General features: G+C 64.6%; 17 protein-coding genes. 11 read left to right on the forward strand and 6 right to left on the reverse strand.

Going from position 1 to position 22,920, the window contains the following annotated elements; genetic code table 11:
* The first annotated feature begins 194 nt into the window (after positions 1–194).
* The 3 genes from sucC (at position 195) to ArtHe_RS00575 (ending at position 3,770) form a co-directional block, all read left to right on the forward strand.
* The gene (gene sucC, locus ArtHe_RS00565) at positions 195–1,364 is read left to right on the forward strand and encodes an ADP-forming succinate--CoA ligase subunit beta (RefSeq protein WP_066301721.1); all 1,170 of its coding nucleotides are present in this window, start codon (positions 195–197) and stop codon (positions 1,362–1,364) included.
* A gap of 31 nt (positions 1,365–1,395) precedes the next feature.
* Positions 1,396–2,298 (forward strand): succinate--CoA ligase subunit alpha, encoded by a 903-nt coding sequence (gene sucD / locus ArtHe_RS00570; RefSeq protein ID WP_066301718.1) that lies wholly within the window; start codon positions 1,396–1,398, stop codon positions 2,296–2,298.
* Between the two features lie 80 nt (positions 2,299–2,378).
* Positions 2,379–3,770 carry a sugar porter family MFS transporter gene (locus ArtHe_RS00575; RefSeq protein WP_248318284.1) on the forward strand — a complete coding sequence of 464 codons (1,392 nt, stop codon included), beginning with the start codon at positions 2,379–2,381 and terminating at the stop codon, positions 3,768–3,770.
* On the opposite strand, the gene ArtHe_RS00580 is transcribed toward ArtHe_RS00575, so the two are convergent.
* A complete protein-coding gene (locus ArtHe_RS00580) occupies positions 3,732–4,295 on the reverse strand; it encodes a hypothetical protein (protein WP_248318285.1) in 564 nt (187 codons plus the stop codon). The genes ArtHe_RS00575 and ArtHe_RS00580 overlap by 39 nt on opposite strands.
* Positions 4,296–4,678: 383 nt before the next feature.
* On the opposite strand from ArtHe_RS00580, the gene ArtHe_RS00585 reads away from it, so the two are divergent.
* Positions 4,679–5,317: a TetR family transcriptional regulator gene (locus tag ArtHe_RS00585; protein ID WP_248318286.1), complete on the forward strand. Its 639-nt coding sequence runs from the start codon at positions 4,679–4,681 to the stop codon at positions 5,315–5,317.
* Positions 5,314–6,960 (forward strand): MDR family MFS transporter, encoded by a 1,647-nt coding sequence (locus ArtHe_RS00590; protein WP_248318287.1) that lies wholly within the window; start codon positions 5,314–5,316, stop codon positions 6,958–6,960. The genes ArtHe_RS00585 and ArtHe_RS00590 overlap by 4 nt, the downstream gene beginning before the upstream one ends.
* A gap of 25 nt (positions 6,961–6,985) precedes the next feature.
* Here ArtHe_RS00590 and ArtHe_RS00595 read toward each other — a convergent pair whose 3' ends face one another.
* Complete coding sequence (locus tag ArtHe_RS00595) at positions 6,986–8,113, reverse strand: VIT1/CCC1 transporter family protein (RefSeq protein ID WP_248318288.1); 1,128 nt, start codon at positions 8,111–8,113, stop codon at positions 6,986–6,988.
* 330 nt (positions 8,114–8,443) lie between these two features.
* Here ArtHe_RS00595 and ArtHe_RS00600 point away from each other — a divergent pair, with 330 nt between their 5' ends.
* The 4 genes from ArtHe_RS00600 to ArtHe_RS00615 all read left to right on the forward strand — a co-directional run bounded on the left by ArtHe_RS00600 (position 8,444) and on the right by ArtHe_RS00615 (position 15,301).
* Positions 8,444–10,216, forward strand: coding sequence for a long-chain-fatty-acid--CoA ligase (locus ArtHe_RS00600; RefSeq protein ID WP_066301699.1), 1,773 nt, complete (start codon positions 8,444–8,446; stop codon positions 10,214–10,216).
* A gap of 50 nt (positions 10,217–10,266) precedes the next feature.
* Positions 10,267–11,400 carry an AI-2E family transporter gene (locus ArtHe_RS00605; protein ID WP_066301697.1) on the forward strand — a complete coding sequence of 378 codons (1,134 nt, stop codon included), beginning with the start codon at positions 10,267–10,269 and terminating at the stop codon, positions 11,398–11,400.
* Between the two features lie 265 nt (positions 11,401–11,665).
* Positions 11,666–12,244: a helix-turn-helix domain-containing protein gene (locus ArtHe_RS00610; RefSeq protein ID WP_066301696.1), complete on the forward strand. Its 579-nt coding sequence runs from the start codon at positions 11,666–11,668 to the stop codon at positions 12,242–12,244.
* 42 nt (positions 12,245–12,286) lie between these two features.
* Positions 12,287–15,301 carry a glycoside hydrolase family 38 C-terminal domain-containing protein gene (locus ArtHe_RS00615; RefSeq protein WP_248318289.1) on the forward strand — a complete coding sequence of 1,005 codons (3,015 nt, stop codon included), beginning with the start codon at positions 12,287–12,289 and terminating at the stop codon, positions 15,299–15,301.
* Positions 15,302–15,325: 24 nt separating this feature from the next.
* On the opposite strand, the gene ArtHe_RS00620 is transcribed toward ArtHe_RS00615, so the two are convergent.
* From ArtHe_RS00620 to ArtHe_RS00635, 4 genes are all read right to left on the reverse strand, one after another.
* Positions 15,326–16,246: a LysR family transcriptional regulator gene (locus ArtHe_RS00620; protein WP_248318290.1), complete on the reverse strand. Its 921-nt coding sequence runs from the start codon at positions 16,244–16,246 to the stop codon at positions 15,326–15,328.
* A gap of 98 nt (positions 16,247–16,344) precedes the next feature.
* Complete coding sequence (locus ArtHe_RS00625; protein WP_248318291.1) at positions 16,345–17,595, reverse strand: MFS transporter; 1,251 nt, start codon at positions 17,593–17,595, stop codon at positions 16,345–16,347.
* On the reverse strand, positions 17,592–18,221 hold the full coding sequence (locus ArtHe_RS00630; protein WP_248318292.1) for a cysteine hydrolase: 630 nt from the start codon (positions 18,219–18,221) through the stop codon (positions 17,592–17,594). The genes ArtHe_RS00625 and ArtHe_RS00630 overlap by 4 nt, the downstream gene beginning before the upstream one ends.
* 164 nt (positions 18,222–18,385) lie before the next feature.
* Positions 18,386–20,089 carry an FAD-dependent monooxygenase gene (locus tag ArtHe_RS00635; RefSeq protein WP_248319620.1) on the reverse strand — a complete coding sequence of 568 codons (1,704 nt, stop codon included), beginning with the start codon at positions 20,087–20,089 and terminating at the stop codon, positions 18,386–18,388.
* 151 nt (positions 20,090–20,240) lie between these two features.
* Between ArtHe_RS00635 and speB the strand changes: the two genes are divergently transcribed.
* Together speB and ArtHe_RS00645 are read left to right on the forward strand one after the other, a co-directional pair.
* Positions 20,241–21,212 (forward strand): agmatinase, encoded by a 972-nt coding sequence (gene speB, locus ArtHe_RS00640; protein ID WP_248318293.1) that lies wholly within the window; start codon positions 20,241–20,243, stop codon positions 21,210–21,212.
* Positions 21,209–22,864, forward strand: coding sequence for a thiamine pyrophosphate-binding protein (locus ArtHe_RS00645; RefSeq protein WP_248318294.1), 1,656 nt, complete (start codon positions 21,209–21,211; stop codon positions 22,862–22,864). The genes speB and ArtHe_RS00645 overlap by 4 nt, the downstream gene beginning before the upstream one ends.
* Positions 22,865–22,920 lie beyond the last annotated feature (56 nt).

The following is a 22,920-nucleotide window of genomic DNA, read 5'->3' on the forward strand; positions in this document are numbered from 1 at the left end:
TCTGCCGCCATAGCGGAAGGACGCCTTTTTCTACAAACCATAGAACTGTGCGCTTCATCACTAAAGCGGTACTCTGTGAGGGGCCTCCGGCGCCAAGGGACTAAAGTTCCTTTGGAGCAGCCCGGCTTCACGCATCTGCTCCCCGATCAGCTGATCGACTGTAAACCTACTTCGACGTAGAAGGACACTAGCCCGTGGACCTGTTTGAATATCAGGCGCGCGATCTGTTTGAGGCGCACGGTGTACCCGTGCTTGCCGGAATCGTGGCGCACACTCCTGAAGAAGCCAAAGCTGCTGCCGAGAAGATCGGCGGCGTTGTAGTCGTTAAGGCTCAGGTTAAGGTCGGAGGCCGCGGCAAGGCCGGCGGCGTCAAGGTAGCCAAGACCGCTGACGAAGCCTTCGAGCACGCCAGCAACATCCTCGGAATGGACATCAAGGGCCACACCGTCAACAAGGTGATGATTGCCCAGGGTGCCGACATCGCCGAGGAATACTACTTCTCGGTCCTGCTGGACCGCGCAAACCGCAACTACCTGGCCATGTGCTCGGTTGAAGGCGGCATGGAGATCGAGCAGCTGGCAGTGGAGCGTCCCGACGCCCTGGCCCGCGTCGCTGTGGACCCGGCCGTCGGCATCGACCAGGCCAAGGCCGAAGAAATCGTCGACGCAGCAGGCTTCGCACCGGAACTCCGCGAAGGCGTCATCAACGCGATCATCAAGCTCTGGGACGTCTTCGTCAAGGAAGACGCCACCCTGGTTGAGGTCAACCCGCTGGTCAAGACCGGCGCCGGCGACATCGTCGCCCTGGACGGCAAGGTCTCCCTGGACGAGAACGCCGACTTCCGCCAGCCCGGCCATGCCGAGCTCGAGGACAAGGACGCCGCGGACCCGCTGGAAGCCAAGGCCAAGGAAAACGACCTTAACTACGTCAAGCTGGACGGCGAAGTGGGCATCATCGGCAACGGTGCAGGCCTGGTTATGTCCACCCTGGATGTTGTGGCCTACGCCGGCGAAAAGCACGGCAACGTCAAGCCCGCCAACTTCCTGGACATCGGCGGCGGCGCCTCGGCTTCCGTGATGGCAGCCGGACTGGACGTCATCCTGAACGATTCGCAGGTCAAGTCCGTGTTCGTGAACGTCTTCGGTGGCATCACCGCCTGTGACGCCGTGGCCAACGGCATCGTCAAGGCGCTGGAGATCCTCGGCGACGAGGCCAACAAGCCGCTGGTTGTCCGCCTGGACGGCAACAACGTCGAAGAAGGCCGCCGCATCCTGGCCGAGGCCAACCACCCGCTGGTTACCCTCGCCACCACCATGGACAACGGCGCCGACAAGGCTGCCGAGCTCGCCAACGCAGCTCGCTGACCGAGCCGACCCCCAGAAAGAGAATTCACATATGTCTATCTACTTGAACAAGGACTCCAAGGTCATCGTTCAGGGCATCACCGGCGGCGAAGGCACCAAGCACACCGCCCTGATGCTCAAGGCCGGAACCCAGGTTGTCGGTGGCGTGAACGCCCGCAAGGCCGGCACGACCGTGACCCACGGCGACGTCGAACTGCCCGTTTTCGGCACTGTTGCCGAAGCCATCGACAAGACCGAAGCCGATGTTTCGATCGTCTTCGTTCCGCCGGCCTTCACCAAGGACGCGGTGATTGAAGCCATCGACGCCGGCATCGGCCTCGTTGTGGTCATCACCGAAGGTGTTCCGGTCCAGGACTCCGCCGAATTCTGGGCACACGCCCAGTCCAAGGTGGACGCCGACGGCAACCAGGTGACCCGCATCATCGGCCCGAACTGCCCCGGCATCATCACCCCCGGCGAAGCCCTGGTGGGCATCACCCCCGCCAACATCACCGGCAAGGGCCCGATCGGCCTCGTCTCCAAGTCAGGCACCCTGACCTACCAGATGATGTACGAACTCCGGGACCTCGGCTTCTCCACTGCCATCGGCATTGGCGGAGACCCGGTCATCGGCACCACGCACATCGATGCCCTCGCGGCGTTTGAAGCTGACCCCGAGACCAAGGCGATCGTGATGATCGGCGAAATCGGCGGCGACGCAGAAGAGCGTGCCGCAGAGTTCATCAAGGCCAACGTCACCAAGCCGGTTGTTGGCTACGTCGCAGGCTTTACGGCTCCCGAAGGCAAGACCATGGGCCACGCCGGCGCCATTGTCTCCGGTTCCGCTGGAACCGCCCAGGCCAAGAAGGAAGCCCTCGAGGCTGCTGGCGTGAAGGTCGGCAAGACCCCGTCTGAGACCGCTGACCTGCTGCGCGAGGTTTTCGCAGCTCTGTAGGCTCCCTCAAGCACAACCCCCGTGTCCGGATAACTCCGGTGCACGGGGGTTTTGTGCGTCTCACTGTACGAAAGAACACCATGCACCGAACTCCCACCGTCTCCTCCGTACCTGCGGCCGGTCACCGGAATGCGCTCCGCCGGGCAACCTGGATTGCCACCCTGGGCGGCTTCCTCTTCGGCTATGACACCGGGGTGATCAATGGTGCCCTGCCGTACATGCAGGACGATCTCGGTCTGACCCCATTCACCGAAGGCCTGATCACCTCCAGCCTGCTGTTCGGCGCAGCCTTCGGCGCGCTGGGCGCCGGACAGCTCGCCGACCGGCTCGGCCGGAGGCGGCTGCTGATCATCCTGGCCGGGGTTTTCCTGCTGGGAGCGGTGGGCACCGCTGCGGCTCCCGGTGTGGGGCTGATGGTCCTGGCCCGTGTGGTCCTCGGCCTGGCCGTGGGTGGCGCCTCCGCCGTCGTCCCGATGTTCCTGGCGGAGCTGGCGCCGGCAGCGCGCCGCGGCCAGGTGGTGACCCGGGACCAGCTGATGATCGTCAGCGGGCAGCTGGCGGCGTTCGTCTGTAACGCCGTCATCGGCAACCTCTGGGGCGAGGAAGGCAACGTCTGGCGCTGGATGCTGCTGGTTGCGACCCTGCCGGCCATCGCACTGTGGGTCGGGATGAACTTCGTGCCGGAAAGCCCCCGCTGGCTCGGTTCCAAGGGCCGTTATGCGCAGATGCTTACCGAGCTGCAGCGGATCCGCAGCGCCGAAGACGCGCAGGCGGAGTATGAGGAGGCCAAGGCACTGGCGGGCGGCCTGCCTACACGCACCGGCCGCTTGAAGGATTTCGCTGAACCCTGGCTGTTGCGGGTCCTGCTAATCGGGATGGGACTCTCCATCGTTCAGCAGATCACCGGCGTCAACGCGATTATCTACTACGGCACGCAGATCCTGGCCGATGCCGGCTTCGGCACCGAAGCTGCGCTGACCGCCAACATTGCCAACGGTGTGGTCTCCGTCGGTGCGGCCCTCCTTGGCATCTGGCTGCTCGGCAAGGTGGGGCGCCGGCCCATGCTGCTGACCGGTCTCATCGGCACCTCCAGCACGCTCGCCATCATCGGCGTCGCATCGATCCTGCTGCCGGAGGGCCCGGTCCGCGGTTTCACCGTTCTGTCCATGACCGTGCTGTTCCTGGCATTCCAGCAGGGTGCCGTTTCCCCGGTGACCTGGCTGATGCTCTCCGAGATTTTCCCGCTGCGGGTCAGGGGGCTGGGCGTGGGGATCTCGGTGTTTGTGCAGTGGATGGCGAATTTTGCCGTCGGCTTCTCCTTCCCCATGCTGATGTCGGCGCTGGGGATCTCCAGCACGTTCTTCATCTTTGTTGGCTTGGGCCTTTGTGCGGCGCTTTTTGTGAAGCGGTACCTGCCGGAGACCCGCGGGCTTTCACTGGAGGAAGTCGAGCTTCAGCTGCGTAAGGCCTAGCCCCGAGGAGCATTGGCTGCTGATTTCCAGCAGCTGCCGGTACTCGTTGGCCGAGTACCGCACAGTGCTTCCGGCATAGGCACCGAGGAAGGTGAAGTCCGTTTCCGGCGGGGCGCCGGGGCCGGGGATCAGCGCCGAGAGCATTTCGGCTCCGGCTGCCCTGAGTGCCTGCTGGGCCTGGTCTCGGGCGCGTTCCGGAGCAGGAGGGGCCGGTCCGCTGAACTCCGTCGTGAGTTTGTGCCGGCTGGGACCGGTCCCCTCAGCCGGGCAGGGAACGGCGCGGGGGACCGGAGTAGCGGCGTACTGCGTTCCATCCAGGTACGTCCACCCCGGGTCCCCAAGACTCTCCAGCAGGGCCTTCGCCAGCTCCTGCTGTCCCCGGCCGACTTCTGTTGCTGAAAGCTCGGCGCCGCCGGCTGGGGGACCGGCGGCGGGGGCGGCAGGCGGCGGGATTCCGCCCGATCCTGCTGCCAGCACGATCCCGGCGGCAAGTACACACAGGGAACGCGGATCCAGCCTTCTCATCTGCGGCATTCTGCAGGGGTGAAGGCGTTGTGTCGAGGGTAGGGGGTTACACCGGCCGGACGCAGGGCCGAACCCGGCTCCAGTTACGCCGGCAGAGCGTCCTGGGCAGTCGTTCCTTCGGAACCAGCCGGACGGATGTCCCCTTGCAGTGCCTCAGCATTTTTCACCTATACGTCCTTGCCAGCGCTCCGGTGTCCGGCCGTAAAGTCCGGCATCTCACCGGGGGAGCGGTGGCGTTGTTTCGAATGTCATCCCCATCAGCAACGCTAAGCCGGATTCTGGAATCTGCACATGGGGAGAACTACCCATGTGATTCGTGTGGCTTCTTGCACGTATGCAATTTTGCAGTTGTGAAAAATTCCTCCGGATGACAAAGTAGTTCGGTGAGTCAACAACTTTCCCTCCGTGATCGTAAACGCGCCGAAACCTGGGCGGCGCTGCATGCAGCTGCCGCACGCCGGGCGATCAAGGACGGATTGGAATGTGTGAATGTTGACGTGGTGGCGGAGGAAGCAGGCGTCTCAACGCGCACGTTCTTCAACTACTTCGCCTGCAAGGAAGACGCCGTCCTTGGTCTCCAGGAACCAACGGTGGAACAGGCCGCCCTCGGCAGCTTCGATATTGAAGGGGACCTGCTCACGGAAGTGAGCCGGCTCATGCTGGCGGTACTGCGCACCATGCAAGGCGGCGATGACTCCAATGAACTGCGCAGCCAGATTTACCAGGTCTATCCGCACCTGCGGCACCGGCGGTATCAGTACATTCTCAAGGTCGAGCAGCTGGTCCTTGATACCGTTCGCGCCCAGCTGGCGGAGTCGCGCCGGTGGAACGAACAGGCGCCGGACTCCGCGTGGCAGGGGCACAGCGTCGACGACGTCGCCTTCACCATCGTTCTCGCCGCCAGTACCCGCATGCGCCACGTCATGCAGAAAACCTGGTCCAATCCCACCCACACTCTTCAGTTCGAGGCCCTCGAGGAGGGCCTTGAACTTCTTCGACACGTTTTCAAGGAAATCCTATGACGCGAACAGCTGCAGCCGCAGCCCCCAAGAACACGGGTAAACAACCCAGCCTCGTGCTCGTTTTCACCGCACTGGTTCTGGCCATGCTCCTCTCGGCTCTGAACCAGACCATCCTGGGCACCGCGCTTCCGACGATTGTCGGCGAGCTCAACGGGGCGAACCTCATGCTCTGGGTGATTACCGCCTTCATCCTGGCCTCCACCGTGATGATGCCCATCTACGGCAAGCTGGGCGACCTGATCGGCCGCAAATACCTGCTGGTGGCTGCGATCCTGATCTTCCTGGCTGGTTCCGTGGTCGGCGCCCTGTCTCCGGACATGACCTGGCTGATCGTCGCCCGGGTCATCCAGGGCCTCGGCGCCGGCGGCCTGATGATCCTCTCCCAGGCGATCATTGCCGACGTCGTTCCGGCGCGCGAGCGCGGCAAGTACATGGGCTGGATGGGCGGAGTATTCGCTTTTTCCTCGGTGGTGGGGCCGCTGATCGGCGGCTGGCTGACCGAGGGGCCGGGCTGGCGCTGGGCGTTCTGGTTCAATATCCCGGTGGGCATCCTGGCCCTGCTTGGCGCCTTGTTCTTCCTCAAGCCGCGGGCCGTCAGGTCCCGTCCCCGGATCGATCTCTGGGGCATGGTGTTTATTGCCCTCGCCACGACCGGCCTGGTGCTGGTCAGCAGCTGGGGCGGCAGCACCTATGCCTGGAACGATCCGATCATCCTCGGCCTGATTGCCGGCACAGTGATTGCCTCCGTGATCTTTGTGATGGTGGAGCGCCGCACCGCGGAGCCGATCATCCCGATGGAGCTCTTCCACGACCGCAACTTCAACCTCGCCACGGCCTCCGGCCTGCTCACCTCCGTCGCCATGTTCGGGGCCATCGGCTACCTCCCGACCTACCTCCAGATGGCTACCGGCGCCAGCGCCACGGAAGCCGGAATGCTGATGATCCCCATGATGGGAGCACTGCTCTTCACCTCTGTGCTCTCCGGCTCCCTGGTCTCCAAGACCGGCCGCTATAAATGGATGCCGATTACCGGCTCCGCCATCATGGTGGTGGCACTGTTCCTGATGGGCACCATCAGCGCTGATTCCCCGGTCTGGCAGCTGTGCGCCTACATCGGCATCCTGGGCCTGGGCCTTGGCCTGAACATGCAGATCCTGGTCCTGGTGGTGCAGAACTCGTTCCCGCTGCGGCAGGTGGGTACCGCCACGGCCGCGAACAACTACTTCCGCCAGATCGGCGCAACCCTCGGCTCTGCCGTGGTGGGCAGCCTGTTCGCCCACCGCCTGACGGACCTGCTGGGCGAGCGGCTTCCTGCCGACGCCGCATCCGCGACCGGGGGCGGGAACTCGCTGACGCCCAAACTGGTCCACGATCTGCCGGAGGCGGTCCAGGACATCATTATCAGGTCCTACAACGAGGCACTGATCCCGCTGTTCCTGTTTATGGTGCCGCTTGCAGTCGTAGCCACAATCCTGTGCCTGTTCATCAAGGAGAAGGCACTGGCCACCAGGCTGGAGCCCGAGGTGATGCCGGAGGCGATTGGTGAAGGCAACGTCCTGATCAGCACCGAGGACGAAGGCAACGGCCCCAGCACCACGGAACTGCGCCAGGTCGGGACAGCTTCCGCCGGGCCCAAAGCGTAGAACCTGATTTCAGCAGCAGGTCCTGTCAGGCGGCTCCGGTCCCAAACAGCAGTCCGAGCGCATAGGTCACGGCGGCAGCGCCAAGGCCGATGGCCAGCTGGCGCAGCCCGCGGCGCACGGGAGACGCGCCGGAGAGCAAACCAACCACGCTGCCGGTCACCAGCAATGCCAGACCGACAAGGGCGCAGGACAGCGCAACGGCGGCCAGTCCTTCCATACCGAAGATGTAGGGCAGCACCGGAATGATTGCGCCTGAGGAAAAGAAGCAAAAGCTCGAGAGTGCGGCGCCAAGGCCGGTCCCCACAGTCTCATGCTCTTCGCCTGACTCCTCCTGCTTTTCCGGCTGCAGCGACAAGGATGGATCGCAATCGCAGCTGTACAGACCCAGGCGTTCCGCAGCACGGTGTTCCGCCGCCTCCTGGGACATGCCCCGGGCGCGGTACACCAGGACGAGTTCGTTGGCATCGATGTCCAGTGACTTGGCCGCGGCAAGGGTGATTTGGGTTGGCCGGGAAGCTTCAAGCAGTTCCCGCTGCGAACGCACCGAGACATATTCGCCCGCGCCCATCGACAGCGCACCCGCCAGCAGTCCGGCAAATCCACTGAAAAGCACGAAGGTGCTGGAAACTCCGGTGGCACCGATCGCCATCACGAGCGCAAGGTTGGACACCAGTCCGTCATTGGCCCCGAAAACGGCGGCCCGGAAGTTTCCGGAGAGACGGATGCGTCCGCGCGTCGCCAGCCCCCGGACCACTTCCTCATGGATCTGCTCATCAGCGGCCATGGCACTGGTGGCACTGGGCTCGCTGCTGTACGGCGAGCGGCCCTCGGCCCGCTGGGCCAGGGCCAGGACAAAGACGGAGCCGAAGCGGCGGGCCAGGAGCCCCAGGACCCGGTTGCGCAGGGAGGGCCGGACAGGTTTGTCCGCCTCCGGGCCGAGGAGTTTGCGCCAGTGCTCTTCGTGGCGGCCTTCGGCCTCGGCCAGGGCGAGCAGGATCTCCCGTTCCTCCCCGTCACGGCGTTCTGCGAGATAGCGGTAGGTAGCCGCCTCAGCCTGTTCATCGGCGAGGTACTGCCGCCAGCGGCGGCGGTCGGCGGGGCTGGGCCGGGGTTGGCCAGGGGGCAAAGGCCCTGGCACCGGTGGGGTAGTCACTTACGCTCCTGGTCATGGCCGGAGCGGCAGGGGGCTCCGGCCAGCTGTTGGGATACTGGCCGAAGGTCTCGCTCGCCGGGCGCGCTGCACCGCGGTGGACTGCCGGGCTGCTGCTGCAGCCAGTATGTCGACAGGCCTCGGAATCACTGCCAGTTTCAGTACGGCCTGAGCCGTCACTAAAATTGGAATAAGACCGGAGCTACTCCCCTTCAAATTCCCAGTGTAGCGGAGAACCTCCACGCGATTCCCGAGGAGGGCGAACGAACGTTGAGGCGTCTACCTGCCACCCGCGTGCCTGAGCCTGGCCCTGCAACCGATAGAGTCAATGCCGTGAGTAAAGCTGCCAAAGCACTCTTCGACCACCGCCCCTGGACGCGCCACTACGCCGAGGGCGTGCCGGCGGACCTCTCGCTGCCCGAGGGCTCCCTCGTGGACATGGTTGAGGCCTCAGTCAGCCGCTACGGGTCCAAGCCGGCCCTCCAGTTCTTCGGTGCCACCACGTCCTACCGGGACCTGGGCGAACAGATCCGCCGCGCGGCCGCCGGCCTCAAACGGCTCGGCGTCCGGCAAGGGGACCGGGTTGCCCTGGTGCTGCCCAACTCCCCGCAGCACGTCGTCGCGTTTTACGCTGTGCTTCGCCTGGGCGCGGTGGTGGTGGAACACAATCCCCTCTACACCGACCGGGAACTGCGCCACCAGTTTGAGGATCACGGCGCCACCGTGGCGATCGCCTGGGACAAGGCCGTGGACCGGATCCAGTCGCTTCCCGCGGATATCCCGGTCCGCACAATCGTGTCCGTTGACCTGATCAGCGCGATGCCGACGGTGGCCCAGCTGGCGCTGAAGCTCCCTCTGCCGGCCGCCCGCAAAAGCCGGAAGGCCCTCGCGGCGGAGAAAAAGCCGCGCAGCGCCGGACGCCGGGTCCTGACCTGGAAGAAGCTGCTGGAGCACAGGCCGCTGCCGCGGCGGTACCCCAAGCCCAAGGCCGAGGATCTCGCCGCGATCCAGTACACGTCCGGAACGACGGCGGATCCCAAGGGTGCCATGCTCACCCACGGAAACCTGATGGCTAACGCCGCCCAGGGGCGGGCCTGGATTCCCGGGGTGCGCCCCGGCAAGGAGACCGTCTACGGCGTCCTGCCGATGTTCCATGCTTACGGCCTGACCCTCAGCCTCACCTTCGCCATGAGCATTGGTGCGCGCCTGGTCCTGTTCCCGAAGTTCGACGTCGACCTGGTCCTGAAAGCTGCCCGCAAGACTCCGCCCACCTTCCTGCCGGCGGTCCCGCCGATCTATGACCGGATAGTGGCTGGCGCGGAGAAATCCGGAGTCTCCCTGAAGGGAGTCCGCTTCGCCATTTCGGGTGCCATGAACCTTCCGGCGGCAACGGTCGAAGCGTGGGAGAACGCGACCGGCGGATACCTGATCGAGGGGTATGGCCTGACGGAAACCTCGCCTGTGGCGCTGGGCAACCCCATGGGTCCGAGCCGCAAACCCGGAACTGTGGGAGTGCCGTTCCCGCTCACCGACATCAAAGTGGTCGATCCTGAGGATCCCACCAAGGAGCGGCAGCGGGGAGAGACAGGGGAGCTGCTGATCCGCGGCCCCCAGGTGTTCCAGGGCTATTGGAATAAGCCGGCGGAAACCCGGGCGGCGCTGCTCGACGGCGGCTGGTTCCGGACCGGAGATATCGTCTCGGTTGACGACGACGATTTTGTCACCATCCGGGACCGCATCAAGGAACTGATTATCACGGGCGGATTCAACGTCTCCCCCTCAGAGGTGGAGGAAGCGCTGAAGCGTCACCCCGCCGTTGCAGAAGCAGCGGTGGTGGGCCTCACCCGCACGGGCGGCGGCGAGGAAGTGGTTGCCGCCGTCGTAGCGAAGCCGGATGCTGTCTTTGACCCTGACGAGCTGCGGTCCTTCGTGCGCAACGAACTGGCCGCCTACAAGGTCCCTCGCCGGATCGTGCAGATTCCGGACCTGCCCCGCTCACTGATCGGCAAGGTCCTCCGGCGCCACGTGCGCGAATCGCTGCAGGGCACAGACCCAGATAAGAAGCCCGACAAGGACACCGGCCCTGAGGCCGGATCCGCATCCTAGAACCGGCACCGCAAAACCCGCCTACAAACCCAATGGGGGAAACACACACGATGGACAGCCAGCCTGATTCCGGGCCCAACCTAACCCAGCCGCGCCGCTACTGGGAGGACGGTCTGGGTCATGCCGCGCTGCGGTCAGCCCAGGTGCTGCTGGTGCTGATCCTGGTCAGCCTCGGCGTGTTCGCCCTGACCCGGCTGAGCCTGGTTGTTATTCCCGTGCTGCTGGCCCTGATCCTCGCTGCGGCCATCGCTCCGTTCGTGAACTGGCTGCGGCGCAAGGGCTGGCCCGGGGCACTGGCAACCGGAGTGTCCTTCCTGCTCCTGCTGGGCGTCTTCGGCGGGCTGATCACGGGAATCGTCTTCGCCATCCGCAGCGAATGGTCCACCCTGGTGGACCAGGCAGCTGCCGGCTTCAACCAGCTCTACGAACTCATCCAGAACGGCCCGTTCACCATCGATGCCTCAGCGATCGAGGACGCCCGGGACGCCGTCCTGGACTTCGCAACCTCCAGCGCGGCAGGCAGCGGAGCCATCGCCGGCCTGAGCGCCGCCGGCTCTTTCGCTACAGGGTTTCTGCTGATGGCTGTGGTCCTCTTCTACTTCCTCAAGGACGGGGACCGGATCTGGGCCTTTATGCTGCGCTGGTTCCGCGGCGAACGGCTGGAAAAGGCCAGACTGTCCGGTGCCAGGACCATGGAGGTGCTCGGCAGCTATGTGCGGGGAACCGCGATTGTCGCGGCCGTGGACGCGGTCTGCATTGGTGCTGCACTGTTCATCCTGGGCGTGCCGCTGGCACTGCCGCTCTCCGTGATCGTTTTTGTTGGTTCCTTCATTCCGCTGGTCGGCGCGACGGCAGCCGGAATCCTGGCGGCGCTCATTGCGCTGGTCGCCAACGGTCCGGTTGTGGCACTGATCGTGGTCGTAGTGATTATTGCCGTCAACCAGCTTGAGGGGAACTTCCTCCAGCCGGTGGTGATGGGCAAGACCCTCAGCATTCACGCCCTGGTCATCCTGCTTGCGCTGACTGCCGGTACCATTCTGGCCGGCATCATCGGCGCGATCCTTTCCGTCCCGATCGCCGCCGTCACCTGGGCTGTCATCAAGGTCTGGACCGGGGAGGACACCGGCGATCCCGCCGAACCCGCCGAGGTGGCTGAGACAGCCGACGCCGACGCTTCCCAGTAGAAAAAAGCACCGGGCCCGGACGGGCAGGGGATGATCCGTCCGGACCCGATGCAGCCAGGGGGCCGGGCAGCCGGCGTTTGCTGTAGGGAAACGATTGTTTACCCGTACGCTAGTTGTGTCTGACAGGGATCGTCAAAAGCTGTGAAACACAGCAGCGAACCTGCGACTTGTCCACTGCGCGGGCGACATCTTGGTTACCGGAAATTCTTCCGCGGAGTAGTCCCGGGTATGCTCGCGGAACGGTGAGGAAAGGAGCCCCCAGCCAATGAAGGCACTCTCCGTCGAGCCCAGCAACGCTCCGCTGGCGATCGGATCCCGGATCCGCACGGCACGCCAGGCCCGCCACCTCACCATCGAGCAGGTAGCCGATTCCACCGGCTTGACCAAGGGATTCCTTAGCCGGGTGGAGCGCGACCTCACTTCTCCCTCCGTCGCCTCGCTGGTGACCCTGTGCCAGGTCCTCTCCATCTCGATCGGCGACCTTTTTGTCCCGCCCGAAACCACGCTGGTCCGCTGGCCCGAGGCACCCGGGATCAACCTCGGCGGCGACGGCATCAACGAACGGCTGGTCACACCGCGCACCGAACACCGGGTTCAGGTCATCCGCTCCGAGATAGTGCCCGGCGGTTCGGGGGAGTCGGACCTGTACTCCGTGGACTGCGACGTCGAAGTGCTGCATGTGGCCGAGGGGCGACTGGACCTGGTTTTCACCACCGAAACCATGGCCCTGTCCGCCGGGGACACCGTCACGTTCCCGGGGAAGGAACCGCATTCCTGGCGGAACCCGGATGACAGTTCCCCCGCCGTCGTCATCTGGACACTGGTGAGCCCCGGCACCGCCTAGCCCTCTTCCCTTTCGGCTTTCCGAACGCGCACAGTGGGGCGCATGCACCAGGACCGAGAGCTGACCGAGCGCCGTATCGCCCGCTTCCTGGCCCAGCGCCTGACCCCGTGGATCTGGGCCTCGCCCGTTCCCCTCCAGGCCGAGGCCTGGGTGTGCCCTGGGGAACCCGTTCCGTTCACGACGGCGGCGGCCCAGGAATACCGTCCGTTTCCGCCGGGGAGCCCCTGGGGCCAGCCCTGGCAGACCATCTGGCTCCGGCTCAGCGGCACCGTCCCCGAGGCCCCTCCCGGCTTCGCTGCGGAGGCCGTTATTGATCTGGGATTCAGCACAGACATGCCTGGGTTCCAGGCGGAAGGACTTGTCTACACCGCTGACGGGACCGTGCTCAAGGCGCTGGAATCCACCAATATGGCAGTTGGGCTGCCATTCCCGGCCGGCAGTCCGCTGCAGCTTTACGTGGAGGCCTCCGCGATGCCCAATGTGATCGGGGATTTCAGCTTTCTGCCCACGCCGCTGGGGGATCCGGGGACGGCAGGAACCGAACCGCTGTATGTGTTCCGCCGGGCAGATACGGCGCTCCTGGACGAACAGGTGTGGAACCTGGCGCAGGATTTCACCGTGCTGTGGGGTCTGATGCATGAGCTGCCGCTGGACTCACCCCGCCGGGCCAACCTGCTCCGGGCCATGGAACGCGCAGCCGCTGCCGTTTCCGTCGACGACGTTCCGGGCACTGCGGCCCGGGCCCGGGCGGAGCTGGCCCCGGCGCTCGGCGCACCGGCCGCCGCCAGTGCCCACCTGGTCCACGCCGTCGGCCACGCGCACATCGACAGCGCCTGGCTGTGGCCGGTTCGGGAGACCCGGCGCAAGGTGGCCCGGACCTTCGCCAATGTGCTGGCCCTGATGGACCAGGACCCGGACTTTGTGTTTGCTGCGTCCTCGGCCCAGCAGTACGCCTGGCTGAAGGAAGACCATCCACGGCTTTTTGCCCGGGTAGCCGAACGGGTGGCCGAGGGCCGCTTTGTGCCTGCGGGCGGGATGTGGGTGGAAACGGACACCAATCTCCCGTCGGGGGAATCGCTGGTCCGCCAGTTCACCTTCGGCAAGCGTTTCTTCCTGGAGAACTTCGGCGTCGAGCCGCTTGACGTCTGGCTGCCGGATTCCTTCGGCTACTCCGGGGCGCTGCCGCAGATCGTGCGGGCGGCGGGGTCGAGGTGGTTCCTGACCCAGAAACTCAGCTGGAACGAGTCCGATGTGATGCCGCACCATACCTTCCTCTGGGAAGGGATCGACGGAACCCGGGTGTTCACGCATTTCCCGCCGGTGGATACCTACAACTCCGCTCTGACCGGGCAGGAGCTGGCCCGCGCAGAGCGGCAGTTCCGGGAGAAGGGCGCCACCAACCTGTCCCTGGTGCCCTTCGGCTGGGGCGACGGCGGCGGCGGACCAACCCGCGAAATGCTGGCTGCCGCCCGGCGCACCGCGTCATTGGAAGGATCGCCCCGGGTCCAGCTCTCCAGCCCACAGCGTTTCTTCGAGGCCGCGGAACAGGATTACGCCGCGCCGCCGGTCTGGTCCGGGGAGATGTACCTGCAGTTCCACCGCGGCACCTACACCTCGCAGGCGCGCACCAAACGGGGCAACCGGCGCAGCGAGTCGCTGCTGCATGAGGCGGAGCTGTGGGCGGCCGCCGCTGCCGTCCAGCGGGGAGAGCCCTACCCCTATGCGGAGCTCGAGGCTGCCTGGCACACCGTGCTGCTGGGCCAGTTCCATGACATCCTGCCCGGGTCTTCCATCGCCTGGGTCTACCAGGATGCCGAGCGGGCCTACGCCGAGGTGGCCGGCGTCCTGGAGCCGATGATCAGCAGGTCCCAGCAGGTGCTGGCCGGAGCGGGAAACGCCACCCTGGTCTTCAACGCCGCACCCGTGCCGCTGGAAGGGACCGCTCCACTGGCTGCCGCGGTGCCCGTATCAGGGCCGGGATCGGGTACGGAGAACGCGGGCCTGAGCGAAACCGGCGGCGGCTGGGAACTGTCCTCGCCGTACCTGAAACTGCTGGTGGCTCCCTCCGGTCTGATGACGTCGCTGCGCGGTCCCAGCGGGCGCGAGATGCTGGTGCCGGGCCAGCCCGCGAACCTGTTCCAGCTTTTCCGGGACACCCCCAGCCAATGGGACGCCTGGGACGTTGATGCCGCCGACCGGTCAGGCGTTCTGGCACTGGATCAGGCTGCCTCCGTGCACGCCGAAGGGAACCGCCTCCTGATCCGCCATGAATTCGGGTCTTCCACGATCCAGGAGAGCGTGTCCCTGAGCCCGGACGGACGGGCGGTGGACCTGGAGGTGCGCGTGGACTGGCAGGAACGGCAGAAACTGCTCAAGCTGGGTTTTCCGGCAGCGGTGCTGGCCGACCGGGCTGCATCGGAGATCCAGTTCGGCCACCTCCAGCGCCCTACCCACAGCAATACCTCCTGGGACCACGCCCGCTTCGAAACCCCGGCACACCGCTGGGTGCATGCGGGGGAAAACGGGATCGGCCTGGCCCTGGCCAACGATTCAACCTACGGCTACGACATCACCCGGATAGGGGACCGCGACGCCGGCACGGGCACGCTGCTGCGGGCCTCCCTGCTGCGGGCACCGCTTTTTCCGGATCCGGGGGCGGACCGCGGGGAGCATGTCCTGCGGTTCGCCCTGCGGCCGGACGCCACAGTGGCGGACGCGGTTGCCGAGGGCTACCGGCTGAACCTGCCGCTGCGGACGGTTTCCGGCGCAGACCCTGCGGGTGTTCCCGCACCGGCCGTGCTCACGCCGTCGAGCGTGCTGGTGGAGACGGTGAAACTGGCCGATGACCGCAGCGGCGACGTGATCCTGCGTCTGTACGAATCACTGGGCGGACACGCGGAGCTATCCTTGACGCCCGGCTTTACCGTCCAGCGGGCAGTGCTGACCGATCTATTGGAACGGCCGGCTGTCCCCTCCCTGGATCTGACGGCTGAAGGCGGCAGCTACCCGCTGCATTTCAGGCCGTTTGAAGTGAAGACCGTTCGCCTGCACCGGTGAGCCGCTCCAGATGACCGGGAGTGGCTAGAGGTACTGTGCGACGGTATTTCCGAAGTCCCGCCCGAGTCCTTTTGCTTCACCGACGGCGCTGATGCCCACCGAAATCGCAATGGGAGGAAGCATATCGTGCAAGGGGGTGACAGCCAGGCCGGACCCCTGTCCAAGCTGATGTCCTGCCGTTGTGCCGGCGGGAACAATAGTAATACATTCACCTAGACGAATCATGGTCAACATGGTGCGGTAATCGTCCACAATATGAAAACGGACAATGCCGTATGCATCGATAATACGGGTTGTGAGTGCCGCATGGTGGGTGAGGACCGGATTATCGAAGAGAACAAAGCGGTAGCCTGCCAGGAATTCTGTAAGCCGAACATGACTGGCCTCCGGCAGATATGTTCCCTCAGGGTGAATCAGAACCATTTCCTCGGTCCCGATGAATTGAGTTGTGAATGGGTATTCCGGTTCCGCTGAATAAAAGAGCGCAAGATGTAACTGATTAAGGTCGAGCAAATCGATGATTGTGGTAGCGGGACGGACCGTCACTTTGAGATCGTCTATTTGGAAGCGTGTCCTCGCCGCTCGGACCACGGCTTGTACGGAACGTTCGGGCAGCCAGCTGTCGACCCCAATGAGTACTTTGCTGGGATGCTGCACAACTTCGGCGAAACTCCTTGGATGCAGCATGGCCCCGGAATTAAGGACTTTTGAGGCATCTGCAAGGTCCCGCACTAACTGAGCTGCGTAGGGAAGGAAATATGTTCCCTGCCGGGTGAGGATGGTCCCCGTCCAATCGCGTTCCAGTAGCGGGAACCCGAGATTATCTTCCAGCCGTCTTAGGCGCTGGCTCATCGCCGGCTGAGTGAGATAAAGGCTGGCGGCCGCTTTTGAGATGCTCCTGTGCTTGGCTACAGCCAAGAACGACCGGATGGTCTCGATGTCCATTCATGCCCTTCCACACACGCCAGCGGCCGGTTCACGAACGAGTCATCAGTCTCTGCCGCGAACCGGCCGGTGTTCCGACAAAGGTCTCACACTTGAGGTTACAACGTGGGATTCAGCTCGGCACCGGCGAATTTCGCGAGGCGGTTGGGTGCCGTTTCTCGCAGGAAAACGGAGGCGACGGCGCACAGCAAGAGCCCTCCGAGCGCGAGATACAGCGAGTATTCGATGCCATAGTTCTGGGCCAGGAATCCCGCCACCGAGGGTGCTACACCACCACCGAAGATTTCTCCGACTCCCATCACCGTTCCGGCTGCCACGGCCATCAGAGTGGCCGGCACGGACTCCACGGTGATAGTGCTGGAAATCAGAGCCAGGCATCCGTTTGCGCCGAATGCAACGAAGAACAAAAGGAGGAAGAGGGCAGGGACATTTGGACCTTGGAAAATGAAGAGGAGCAGCATGATCATGGCCAAGGATAGGGCAGCAACAACCACCGGTTTCCGGCCGAATCGATCAGAAAGTCCTGGAATTGCCAGTTGGCCGGCGAACGCGCCGAAACCGATACCGGAAGCGATGATGCCCATCTGGGTGGTTCCGATGTTGTGGAAGTCCGTGAGGTAACTGGGGACCATGGCGCTGAGGACAAAGATGCACGTCATGGCGCCGCAGAGGGCCAGAATGGCTAGACGAATGTTGTGGTACCGGAACACATCCAGCCAACGGACCCGTTCTGTGGTGACTACAGCCGACTCGAAAGCTGGCAGGTCCCGTGGCTCACGAATGGTGCGGAGCAGGAAGAATGCGATCACCAGTCCGGGAATGATCATTATGCCGAAGACCCAGTGCCAGCTGGGTAACACCAGCAGCAGCTGCGTGGCGATGATGGGCCCTAAGCCGACGCCGAACAAGGCGAAGGTGCTTTGTTGCATTCCCATGTTCAGTCCTCTGCGGTGCGGGCGCGAGGCTTCAGCGGTCGAGGCGACTGCCGTCGGGCTAAAAGCACCCTCTGTAATCCCCATAATTACCCGGATGATGATCAGGCTCATCAATCCACCTGACAGGCCGGTCAAAAGGGAACACAGGGAAAACGCGATGATTGAACCAACCAGCACCCTTCGGCGGCCAAGTTTGTCAGAGAGACCACCCATGACCAGGGCGGAGACCCCCCACGCCAGTCCCAGGGCGCCGATAATGTTTCCCAGATCTTGGTAGTTCAGCCCCAGATCCTTCATCATCGAGGGAAAGAGCGGGCTGATGATCCAGCGGTCAAGGCCGACCAGACCGAAACCCAGGGACAGCAGCAGGACCGTGCGCCGCTCGTAGCCGACGTCGTATTGTTTCTGGCTCACGCTGCGTTCTCCTCATCGGAAGAGCCGATCTCGCAGGCAAGCTCCTCTGCAGTCAGGACACGACCGAAGAAAGTCGCGATGCTGCGCTCCGTGGCTTGTTGCGCTTCTTCGGAGAGGGCCCCGGTTGCATCGCTGACGAAGGCAACTTTGTAATCCCGCATGTAGGCGCTGCGAGCTGTTGACTCGCAGCAGACTTCGGTGAGCGTACCGATAATTATGACGGTATCTACCTGGTGCAGTCCCCGGATTGTCTTGAGGAGCGTGTCCAAAGGAGTGTTGTGGAAAGCATCATAGCGATGCTTCTGGATGATGACATCGCCGTCGTGCGGACGCAGGGCATCGATGACTCTGACGCCATCGGTTCCCTTGCGCATCCCACGGTCCAGAAGTGTTGGATTATATGCGCTTTCCAAAGGGGAAACATTAAACTCGTCGAAGAGGACGTGTTCGGTGTAAATGATCGGAATTTCAGCAGATCTGCAGGCTTGGATAACCACATTCATCTGGGGAACCTTTTGCCTGGCCATCGCCACTTCCATGGGGCGGCCCTCTAGGACAAAGTCATTTTGCATATCTATTACCAGCAGGGCAGTCTTGCTGGAATTGAGGCGCCAAGGTGCCGCCATGGATTAGCTCCTTTGAACACGGTACATATCTGGGATAGAGCGATGCTGATCTGGTCAGCTGAACGTTCTAGAGCCTAGTTCTGAATCGTGTGATCCCAGTCATAGGAGTTTGTTATGGCCCGTCCCCGGACTGAGGGCTGAAGGCGGCAGCTACCCGCTGCATTTCAGGCCGTTTGAAGTGAAGACCGTTCGCCTGCACCGGTGAGCCGCTCCAGATAGCCAACCGCGCCATTAATGTCGGTGCCGGAGGAACGGTACCCGATGTAACCGTCGGGCCGGATGACGATGATTTCCGGACGGCGGACCGATAGGCCAAGCCGCTCAAATGCCAAACCGCTGGTGTCCTGGATAATCCCCGGGCCCCCGGGCATAAGTCGGCTGCCCACGACCAGGCGCTGCACGCTCAGCAGGCCGCCCAGGGCGGACAAGGCGGAATGCAGCTGCTGCGGCGTGTCCTCCGGCCAGCCCGGACCCGTGAGCAGGACATGGAAACCGGGGGCTGCGACCAGGTCCTGGAGCCGGCGTTCGTGGTCCTGGTAATGCACGACCGCGTCCGGAAGCCGGTCGCCGGGCCGCGGGCCGGACGAGAGGAGGGCAGGAAGCCGGTTGGGTCCGGTTTCCGACACGCTGCTGCCGCGGTAGTGGATGCCCAGCTGGGACATCGTGCGGAAGGCACGGCTGCGCAGGCGTTCGCTGGCCGCGACGACAGGTGCCAACGCGGGAAGGAGCTTGGTCCGGGGCAGTTTCTTCAAGGCATTGCGGCTGGTGGCCAGCTTGAAGAGCCCGTCGGTGAAGGCCACGATACCGCGGGCAACCGGACGGCGCTCCGCCGCGTAGCTGTCGATCAATTCTTCCGACGCCAGGCCACGGGCGCCGAGGGCCAGCTTCCAGCCCAGGTTCAGGGAATCCTGGATGCCGGTATTCATGCCCTGTCCGCCCACGGGGGAGTGCACATGAGCCGCGTCGCCGGCCAGGAAGACGGACCCCCACTGGAAGTACTCGGCCATCTGGTGGGACAGCTTGAAGCTGCTGATCCACTTCGGGTCCCGCAGGGTGAGGGCTCCGCCGGAGAACCGGTCGGCGGTTTCCTGCAGCGTCTCCAAGGTGGTGCGGCGGTCGTCGCCGCGGTCCTTGAGGCTGATCATCCGCCAGCTGGCGGGGTGCCCGAGCGGGAAGAGCACCATAAAGCCATCCTCTGTGGGGTAGGCATGCACGGCAGCGGGTTCGGCTCCGTCGATCTCCAGGTCCGCCAGCACAAAGGTGTCCGTGTACCCGGAGCCGCGGAAGTCCATCCCGGCGCGGCGCCGCACTGTGCTGTCCACGCCGTCGGCCCCCACAACGTACCGGGCCCGGATGCGGTCGATGCCACGGTCCTGGCGCTGCACGCGGGCTTCCATTCCGGCGAACGGGTCCTCGGGGTCAAGCTGTTCGAGGTCCAGGAGCTCCGCGCCGCGTTCCACGCGCACTCCGCGGCTGGCCAGGTAGGAGGAGAGGATGCGTTCGGTATCCGCCTGCGGGAGGAAGAGCAGCTGCTGGTGGGCGGAATCTTCGATACCGGTGTCGAAAAGTCCGATCGAGACTGTTTCGTCGCGGGGCAGGTGGAGATGGAGTTGGTGGGCAGGATTGCCGCTGCGCGCCATGGCGTCGCTGATGCCGAAGGGGCGCAGTGCTTCGAGGGTGCGTGGCTGCACGGCCAGGGCCCGGGACTGGGGGGAAGGCGCCTGCCTGCGGTCGATGATCCGGAAGCTGGTGCCGTAGCCGGAGAGCTGGGCGGCCAGGGCCAGCCCAGTCGGTCCCGCACCCACTATCAGGACGTCGACGTCGTAGTTCATTCCATCATTGTTCGCAAAGCTCACCCGGTCCGCCATAGACACAGCCTAGTCTTGACGCCAAGCGGTCTTCCACTTTAGCGTGGCGATAAACATTTGATGCCTATTGGATAACTTTTGAGGGCTGGCCGGATAGCATCTAAGCAGATGCCACCACGGCACCTTCAGAATCAAACAGGAGTGATACTCAGTGGAAAAGAACCAGCCGCGCATCAACGTCAACGGCAAGGTGGGCCCGATCGACGCAGCGCAGATTCCGCGCTACGCAGGGGCAGCCACCTACGCCCGCCTTCCGCGGCTGGACCAGGTAGAGCATGCCGATGTCGCCGTGGTCGGCGTTCCCTTCGACACGGGAGTCTCCTACCGCCCCGGTGCCCGGTTCGGCGGCAACCACATCCGCGAAGCCTCCCGCCTGCTGCGCCCCTACAACCCGGCGCAGGACACCTCTCCGTTCGAGAACCTGCAGGTCGCGGACGCCGGTGACCTTGCCGTGAACCCGTTCAACATCAACGAGGCCATCGAAACGATCCAGGCCGGCGCGCTGGAGCTGACCGAAGGCGGCACCAAGCTGGTGACCCTCGGCGGCGACCACACCATTGCGCTGCCGCTGCTGCGTGCCGCTGCCGAGCGGGCCGGGGAACCGGTCGCCATGCTGCACTTCGATGCGCACCTGGATACCTGGGACACCTACTTCGGTGCCGAGTACACCCACGGCACCCCGTTCCGCCGGGCGGTGGAGGAAGGGATCCTGGACACCGAGGCCATCTCCCACGTCGGCACCCGCGGGCCGCTCTACGGCAAGAAGGACCTGGAAGACGATAAGCGCTTCGGCTTCGGCATCGTGACCTCCTCTGACGTCTTCCGCCAGGGTGTGGATGAAGTCGTGGCCAAGCTGCGGGACCGGATCGGCAACCGGCCGCTCTACATCTCGGTGGATATCGATGTGCTGGACCCGGCCCACGCTCCGGGCACCGGAACCCCGGAGGCCGGCGGCATCACCAGCCGGGAACTGCTGGAAATCCTGCGCGGCATGCGCGGCATGAACCTCGTGGGGGCGGACGTGGTGGAAGTTGCGCCGGCCTACGACCACGCGGACATCACCGCTGTGGCCGCGTCCCACGTCGCGTATGACCTGATCACCCTGATGGGGCTCTCCGCATGAGCCAGGTGGCGCCCGGTGCCGCGGTACGCAACGGTGGAGACCTCGTCGTCGAAACCCTGGAAGCGCTGGGCGCCACCACGGTCTTCGGCATCCCGGGCCAGCATGCGCTCGGGCTGTTTGATGCCTTGTCCCGTTCCTCCCTGGAGTTTGTTTCCTCCCGGGTGGAAAACAATGCCGCCTTCGCCGCTGACGGGTTTTCCCGGGCCACCGGCGAAGTCGGCGTCCTCTTCCTTTCCACCGGGCCGGGGGCACTGACGTCGCTGGCCGGGCTGCAGGAGGCCTACGCGACCGGCGTGCCCATGGTTGTGGTGGCGAGCCAGATCCCGATCGAGGGACTCGGCGCCCGCCGCCGCGGCATGCTCCACCAGCTGGATGACCAGAAGGCCTCCGCCGCAAATGTCACCAAGAGCCAGCGCCTGATCCAGCACGCTTCCGGCATCCCCTCGGCCATCCAGGACGCCTGGACGGAAGCGATCTCCTCACCCATGGGACCCGTATGGGTGGAGGTGCCGCAGAACGTGCTGCTCGCGCCCATCGTGGTGCCGGCCGTGGAGGACGCCCTGGCCGAACCGTTCGACAATCCACCGCGCCGCGAACTGGTCACCGAAGCGGTGAAGTGGCTCAGCACGGCCCGCCGCCCGGCGATCATTGCCGGCGGCGGCACCCGCCGCGGCCGCGGCGAGGCACATCTGCTCTCCCTCGCGGAGAAACTCCGGGCACCGGTCATCTGCACCCCCGGCGGCAAGGGCGCCTTCCCTTGGAACCATCCGCTCTCGCTGCAGTCCTGGGTGGAGGACCGGTGGGCCACCGAGCTGCTGGAAGACGCCGACGTCCTGCTGGTCATCGGGTCTTCCCTCGGGGAAGTCACGTCCAACTACTTCACCTTCGCGCCGCGCGGGCGGATCATCCAGATTGACGCCGAACCCCGGGTGCTGGAATCCAATGGTCCGGCCCTGGGCATCCGGGCCGACGCCGGCCAGGCGCTCGCCGCCCTCGACGCCGCGCTCCCGGCCCCGGCCCAGGCGCCGGACTGGCATGGACAGGCGCCTGAAGAGCTGACCGCTGACACACTGGCGCGCATCGCGGCCCGCCTCGATGCCCAGGATCTCAGCCACGAGCGCACGTTTATGGCGGACATCCGGGCGGCCGTGCCTGCCGGCATGCAGACCTTCTGGGACATGACAATCGCCGCCTACTGGGCCTGGAGCTGCTGGGACTCGAAGTCCGGCGGCTTCCACTCCGCCCAGGGAGCCGGCGGCCTGGGCTTCGGCTATCCGGGGGCGATCGGCGCGGCCGTTGGCCTTGGTGAACGGGTGCTCGCTGTTTCCGGTGACGGCTCAGCCATGTACTCCATCGCCGAACTGGCGACCGCGCGGCAGCATAATGCCCCGGTTACCTGGCTGATTGTGGACGACGGCGGCTACGGCGTGCTGCGTGAATATATGGTGGATGCGTTCGGTAAGGCCACGGCCACGGAACTGGCCGGCCCCGACTTTGTCCAGCTGGCCGAGTCCTTTGGGATTCCTGCCCGCCGTGCGGAACCGGGGAACGTCCGTCAGGTGCTGGAGGAATCCTTCGCGCAGGAAGGGCCGAACGTCGTCGTGGTGGAAACCCTGCTGCGGCTGTTCGCACCAACGCACCTGGCTCCGTAGGTTTTCGGAGACCTCTCAGCCAGCTGCGATAAAGTTGACTCAGGCAACTACTTGGG

It is taken from the genome of Arthrobacter sp. Helios, from assembly GCF_023167125.1.
Classification (GTDB): domain Bacteria; phylum Actinomycetota; class Actinomycetes; order Actinomycetales; family Micrococcaceae; genus Arthrobacter_B; species Arthrobacter_B luteolus.